The organism is Parasediminibacterium schistidii (assembly GCF_046546515.1).
Lineage (GTDB): Bacteria > Bacteroidota > Bacteroidia > Chitinophagales > Chitinophagaceae > Parasediminibacterium.
On sequence record NZ_JBKHKJ010000069.1, the window covers coordinates 1 to 5,507 of the forward strand.

Consider the following 5,507-nt stretch of genomic DNA (forward strand, 5'->3'; position numbering starts at 1 on the left):
GTTTATTGATAAGAAACTGATAAGATTTTGATGGTGAATTATCATTTTCCAAAGCCAACTAACATCCGATGCAAGGGGCAAGGCCAAGGTGCTCCTTACTGTAAAATTGGCATGAATAGGTATATAGCCCAAAATAAAAATCCTATATGGGGGAAATATGCCCCCATGAGCATCCAAAAATGCCCCCATATAGGATACTGAGCGAAGGCTAACAATGGCAGCCAAATTCCCCTCACGAGGGGTGCCCAAAGGGCGGGGTGGTTACTCCGCTACGATAACCAATCCAATACATAAAGGCAATATCTCATTTTGGCAGGTTGCCTGAAAACAACAGCCAGCCTGCATTTAGGTTATATTTATCCTGCGTCGAAAGAACGTGAAGACCGAAGCGAAGGGACACGCGGCACGCCGTGCGCCAGCAAACCCTAATTATTTCGGCTCGTGCGCTAGCAGGGAACGACACTTCTAGCAAGCTTTTATCCAAGCGAATAAAAAACGGCCGCTAATATTGGTATTACCGCAAGCAGGGCGTGACGGAATAAACTTCACCATTTTCTTTTCTATTTGGCTTTAGTTTCAGCTTGACGTTATATATTGGTTATGATAAAACATCGTCAATATTCCAATCATAGGGCTTCGATTCCGGGCTGACCCAGCACTATACCCCTGCCTGCAGGCAATACCTTACTTGTTAGTCGTTATTGCACTCGACCCCTTAATACTTTGAGATTACTTTTAGACTCAAAATATATTCTTTCTAATTCGGATACATTCATTTGTAGGACTGATGCTAATTCTTCTTTACTATATCCAAGGTCAGACACATAAGCATTGACAATTTCTCTAATTAAACCAGGCTTTTCATTCGGGATTGACACAGGCTCATTCCTTCTATAGCCGAGAGACCCCATTTGTATCCACAAATATTTATATTGGTTTTGTGTAACCATCCCAAGTGTATTTGCATAACGCAAAAGTGCTTGCATTGATACATACCAATAAGATTTTAAATCTGCTAATTTATCAATTGAAATTTTAGTAAGGTAAGGACGAATGTTGCTTTCTGGAACGAGTAACTCAATTGCAAATTCGTATGCTTCACCTTCCAAGTTTCTTTCTTGACTTACTTTATTACCAAAGTGAAAAATTATATGCCCTAATTCATGTGCAACAGTTAGTCTATATCTATCCGGAGACAAATTATTATTGACATATATCACAGGAATGTTACCATTAATATAAGTACTAAAGCCCGACATTTCACCCAAATCCAAGGAAATAATGACTATGCCATTATCTTCAATTAGCTTTGTCAAATTTATAACTCTACCTTTTGGTATTTTCCAAAAATCTCTCAAATGCTTTGCACACATAGCAGGACTGCCATCCTCAATAACATCCCAAGTTGGCAATCTTGTTTCGGGCAATTCTATTTCATCCATTAGTTTTAAAAAATGCCATTCAGCAATAGTCATTTGTGCGGCGTATTGTTTCATCTTCTTTACTGGAATAGAAACCTTTCTACGATAATGACCTTCAACAGTCATTACTTTCCTATCTTGATAAAAAAAACTAACAGGAAAATCTAATGCTCTTGAAATTTTTTCTACTAATTTATCATCCGCAGTTAAAATTTCTTTCTCAATTTTTGATATTGTACCCTGCTCGACACCAAGCATTGCGGATAATTCCACTTGAGTAATATACCTTGCTTCCCTTGCAAGTATTAATATTTCTGAATTGAATTTTTGCATAACAAACGTATTCTTTTGAGTTATTCATTATTCGTACCAGTTTTGGTATCCCCCGCTCCGCGTAGTCTCCTGAGGTAACTATATACCTGTTAGACCAAACAGGGCATAAAAAAAGCGGGTGACCAATCCCGCTTTTACTGTATCGTTATTAAGAAGCCCTAAGTAGCTTAGGTAAAAACTCTTGTACCCTATCTAGCATCATTATATTCTTTTCGCCCTTGTACTTAGTAATTAAGTATTCGGATAAGTGTACTGTTTTATATGTATCCCTTAGCCACTTGTTGAAATGCGCTCGTTCTGAGTATTGGTAGCACTTGCACTCTCTTGCACCTCTATTGTCTTCGTATTCGTGCATATAAGTTGAGCTATCTACCGCCCACTCTTTGCCTGTCCTGAACTTTGCCCACCTTGTTCCAATGCTCCCGTCTGCCAAATCATATTTATTTATACTCCCAATACCCTTTTCTATCAAAAGCATTATGCTATGCGAGGCATCAAATATATTCCAATGTGTATCTGGGCAACTCTTTGTAGGCTCGCTTAATACGCGTTGTTGATACGTGGCTATTAATACAGGGGTTTCACCAGCCTTCAACACTTCTTCCATCCTATTGAACTCGTCTATAAACTCCTCTCTAAACTTAGCAGCACTACCGCCCGTAAACGACATTACCAACATTGTAAAGGCATCCCTAGTTAGGATATACATAGGGTACTTCTTTCCCCTTACCAAATAATCTGACTCCGCAAAATTGCGGAGCGAAAATTCTTCTGAACACTCCATGTTTCTTATGGCTCTTAAAACATCATCATGCCTTTTGCCAAATTTCTCTGCCACCAATACTGACGTAGTTGATACGTGGTCTTTGTACTTAATAACTAATTGCATCTTTCCTTTTTAATTTATGCAATGAAAAAATAACCCATACGACAATTTATCGCATAGAGCTACGCATAAAAAACAAGAAAAATTTGGGGAATTGAAGCAGCTTGCTTAGTTTTGCAGTCTCGAAGCTTCTAAATACCTAAAGTTTATCTTATCCCCAAACAGGTCGGTCAAACCTATTTGGGGCTTTTTATTTGTAACAAAGCAAAAATAGTGTAAAGTAAATATATAACTACATCAATTTGTAGTAGTTTTCAACTTGTCTTGTAGTATATGGCTATCCTATGGGTATATTTTGCCCCATATTGTATATGCTTAGTTGTTTTATAGAAAGTCCTTTACATCCACACCTATTTTATCGGCAATGTTTTTAAGGGTAAGTAGGTAGCTATTTTTCTTTCCGTTCTCTATGTCCGAAATAGCCGACCTGCTTAATTTACAAGCTATGCGAAGGGTTTCGGTATTGAAACCCTTCTCCCTTCTTAGCTGCCTTACCCTTTCACCCATCGCTTTTAAATACTCCTTATTATCCATTGCTTTCTTCTTTTTTGGTTAAGTCCTTATATTTCAATGAACCATTACAATTAGCTAAAGCATCTGCAAACCTTTCATCTTGTAAAACTTTCCTGCGATTGTACCTGAAAGAAGCCTCGTTGCAATAGCGTTGTAAATGCTGTGGGCTTACTGAATGGTGAATACCGTTGATTTGTTTTTTTAGCAAGTTCCAAAAGCCTTCTAAAGTGTTTGTGTGTACTGCAAAATCTCCTTCTTTGCGTACATACTCTTTTGCTTTATGGTTTACTTTCTTATGAGTATGAGACAAACTAACTTGGTTGTAAGCGTGGTGTTCATCTGTTACCATAATGCTATTAGGTTTTACAAATCCTGCAATAGCTTCGTTTATATTTTCTTTGTCTGTTTTTGCTATGACCTTAGTCTTAACATCGCCACCTCTTTCAATAGCGCCAAATACCATAGTCTTACCACCAGTACCACCTTTTACTTTTCTTTTGCTTGCGTGTTTATTGCTTTCTGAACCGCCTACATAGGTTTCATCTAGTTCTACAACACCTTCCAGTAGTTCGGGGGCGTTAGATGTCAGCATTTGCCTAATACGGTGGTTTAAATGCCATGCAGTCTTTTGGGTAACCCCAATGAATGAAGCCAATTGTAAGCTACTGATACCCTTGCTATGTACAGCCAAAAGGTAAGTTGCAAAGAACCATTTAGTTAAAGGTATTTTAGTGTTTTCGTAGATAGTGCCAACTGTTACGCTGAACTTGCTCCTGCATTCCTTTTCACGGCATTTAAATATCTTGCCATTGGCGAACCTGCAAACATTGATTGAACCACAAAAAGGGCAAGCAGGTGTGCCATCCCAGCGTTGTTGCTCTAGGTATTCCCTACACTTTTCTTCTGTGCTAAATTCTTTCTGAAATTCTAATATTGATTTGAATGTTTTCATGTTTTATAGTTGCAAGTTTCAAACTTAATACAAATATAGTAAATAGTTTCAAACTTCCAACTAGATTAATAAAAAATATATTTACTGCTTACGTCTTTTAGTAACTGGCAGTTCGGGGTATATGTCGGATTGAACGAATTGAACCCCATCTATGACTAATACAGCCATCTTGTTTTCTTTTACTAGTTTATATATATAGGACGTAGTTACGCCCATTTCTAGGGCATAATTCTTTATTGTTTGCAGCTTTTCTATGTTTATTTTTCCTTCCATTTAGCAAATATATAACATAGTTTCAACTTGCAAACTACAAACTTGTGTTCTATTAAAATAAAAATCCGTAATTTCGACCTGCCGACCGTCGAAATTAAAAAAAGCAAGTACCTTTTTTTGATTTGGCTATCTATTTGTAATAAATAAACAATTAATTTGTGATGTCATGTTTAATATACAAAGCGACATATTAGAAATTAAGTTCTCTGGTGGAGATATAAAACCAGACGCTATTGCTTTGTCTGAACTTTCGGCAAACATATTATTGTTAGAATCACTATTAAAGCCCCTAATTCAAAATTCTACTCCAAATTTTAAGTTTGATTCTTCGATAGTCGGGTTTAATGACCTAGGCAATAGAAGCCTTAGTTTGCGGTATATATTAAAATCTTCGAGGAATGTGCTGATTGAAGCATTTACTGTTTTATTGCTTTCGGTTCAAACTAACGATACTTCTACACTACCTTCAAAGACAATAAAAACATTAGAAAATATATCAAGATTTAATAGCAAGTACTCCTGCAAAGTTGAATTTGGGGAGACTATTAATGGCGAGTTTAAGCCACACGCAAACTTTACAGACCAGTTTTCTCCAGAAAAAACAATTACCGTAAAGGGGGACACGACTATATATGGGTGGATACAATGGCTAGGTGGAACAATTGGACCTACAATTACTTTGCTTTTAGACAATGGGGAGACAATAGATGTTACTGTAAAAGAAGAAGATTTGTTTAATTTTAAACCCCATTCTAATGTGGGAATTTCTGGCGAGGCTACATGGAAAGGCAGTGATTTAAAGTTGTCTAATCTTGTAGCTACTGAAATATGGGAATTTGACAAAAAAAATCCAGAAGATGGGTTCAAATACTTAAGCAAAGTATTTTCTGACATTAATCTTTCAACCGAAAATATTTAATAACGCTAATGCCTTTAATATCCTTTGATAGTAATTTTGCAATATGGTGCATTAAAGAAGAATGCACAAAAGGGCAAGAGCAAGAAATGCAAAAAGCAATTAACTTGATGAAACTACTCACCAAGAACGGGTATGATATTTTATTACCTATGCCAGTAGTTACAGAATTGCTTTCAAATATAAATGATGCGTCTGATAGGATAATAAAAT

Annotated in this window: 6 protein-coding genes; 1 reads left to right on the plus strand and 5 read right to left on the minus strand. The window is 36.7% G+C overall.

Going from position 1 to position 5,507, the window contains the following annotated elements; translation table 11 throughout:
* Positions 1 to 698: 698 nt before the first annotated feature.
* The 5 genes from ACHFIY_RS19015 to ACHFIY_RS19035 all read right to left on the minus strand — a co-directional run bounded on the left by ACHFIY_RS19015 (position 699) and on the right by ACHFIY_RS19035 (position 4,378).
* Positions 699 to 1,754 carry an ImmA/IrrE family metallo-endopeptidase gene (locus tag ACHFIY_RS19015; protein WP_410847711.1) on the minus strand — a complete coding sequence of 352 codons (1,056 nt, stop codon included), beginning with the start codon at positions 1,752 to 1,754 and terminating at the stop codon, positions 699 to 701.
* Between the two features lie 148 nt (positions 1,755 to 1,902).
* Positions 1,903 to 2,643 (minus strand): Rha family transcriptional regulator, encoded by a 741-nt coding sequence (locus ACHFIY_RS19020; RefSeq protein ID WP_410847712.1) that lies wholly within the window; start codon positions 2,641 to 2,643, stop codon positions 1,903 to 1,905.
* Between the two features lie 321 nt (positions 2,644 to 2,964).
* Positions 2,965 to 3,174, minus strand: a complete 210-nt coding sequence (locus tag ACHFIY_RS19025; protein WP_410847713.1) for a helix-turn-helix domain-containing protein — start codon at positions 3,172 to 3,174, stop codon at positions 2,965 to 2,967.
* Positions 3,167 to 4,105, minus strand: a complete 939-nt coding sequence (locus tag ACHFIY_RS19030) for an IS1595 family transposase (RefSeq protein WP_410847714.1) — start codon at positions 4,103 to 4,105, stop codon at positions 3,167 to 3,169. Before ACHFIY_RS19030 ends, ACHFIY_RS19025 begins: the two co-directional genes overlap by 8 nt.
* 81 nt (positions 4,106 to 4,186) lie before the next feature.
* Positions 4,187 to 4,378 (minus strand): hypothetical protein, encoded by a 192-nt coding sequence (locus ACHFIY_RS19035; protein WP_410847715.1) that lies wholly within the window; start codon positions 4,376 to 4,378, stop codon positions 4,187 to 4,189.
* A 166-nt stretch (positions 4,379 to 4,544) separates the two neighbouring features.
* Here ACHFIY_RS19035 and ACHFIY_RS19040 point away from each other — a divergent pair, with 166 nt between their 5' ends.
* Positions 4,545 to 5,297: a hypothetical protein gene (locus ACHFIY_RS19040; RefSeq protein ID WP_410847716.1), complete on the plus strand. Its 753-nt coding sequence runs from the start codon at positions 4,545 to 4,547 to the stop codon at positions 5,295 to 5,297.
* Positions 5,298 to 5,507 lie beyond the last annotated feature (210 nt).

Coding starts and splice junctions, on each gene's coding strand:
- ACHFIY_RS19015 (WP_410847711.1), bottom strand. CDS start 1,754: ATGCAAAAATTCAATTCAGAAATATTAATACTTGCAAGGGAAGCAAGG.
- ACHFIY_RS19020 (WP_410847712.1), bottom strand. CDS start 2,643: ATGCAATTAGTTATTAAGTACAAAGACCACGTATCAACTACGTCAGTA.
- ACHFIY_RS19025 (WP_410847713.1), bottom strand. CDS start 3,174: ATGGATAATAAGGAGTATTTAAAAGCGATGGGTGAAAGGGTAAGGCAG.
- ACHFIY_RS19030 (WP_410847714.1), bottom strand. CDS start 4,105: ATGAAAACATTCAAATCAATATTAGAATTTCAGAAAGAATTTAGCACA.
- ACHFIY_RS19035 (WP_410847715.1), bottom strand. CDS start 4,378: ATGGAAGGAAAAATAAACATAGAAAAGCTGCAAACAATAAAGAATTAT.
- ACHFIY_RS19040 (WP_410847716.1), top strand. CDS start 4,545: ATGTTTAATATACAAAGCGACATATTAGAAATTAAGTTCTCTGGTGGA.